Genomic DNA, 680 nt, shown 5'->3' on the forward strand with positions numbered 1-680 from the left:
CACCGGCGCGACGCCGGCACCGGGCCCATGCCCATCACGCTCGGATCCACGCCCGCGTTCGCGTACGCCTTGATCCGCGCCAGCGGCGTCAGGCCGAGCGCCGCCGCCTTCTGCGCCGACATCACCAGCACCGCCGCCGCCCCGTCGTTCAGCCCCGACGCGTTCGCCGCCGTCACCGAGCCGTCCTTCGTGAACGCCGGCTTCAGACCGGCCAGCGATTCCGCCGTCACGCCGTGACGCACGAATTCGTCGGTGGCGAACTGCAGCGGCTCGCCCTTGCGTTGCGGAATCGACACCGGCACGATTTCATCGTCGAAACGGCCGGCCTTCTGCGCGGCTTCCGCCTTGTTCTGCGACAGCGCCGCGAACGCGTCCTGCTCCTCGCGCGTGATCCCGTATTCCTTCGCGACGTTCTCCGCCGTGATGCCCATGTGGTACTGGTTGTACACGTCCCACAGGCCGTCGACGATCATCGTGTCGACCAGCTTCGCGTCGCCCATCCGGAACCCGTCGCGCGAGCCCGGCAGCACGTGCGGCGACGCGCTCATGTTCTCCTGGCCGCCCGCGATCACGATGTCCGCGTCGCCCGCGACGATCGCGTTCGCCGCCAGCATCACGGCCTTCAGGCCCGAGCCGCACACCTTGTTGATCGTCATCCCCGGCACCGCGTTCGGCAGCCC

At 69.7% G+C, this 680-nt stretch carries 1 protein-coding gene; it reads right to left on the minus strand.

The window, feature by feature from the left end; translation table 11 throughout:
* A partial coding sequence (locus tag AC0KUR_RS38020) for an acetyl-CoA C-acyltransferase (protein WP_473377409.1) occupies positions 1-680 on the minus strand: 680 nt, incomplete at both ends.

Source organism: Burkholderia sp. YHN3-13 (assembly GCF_055810675.1).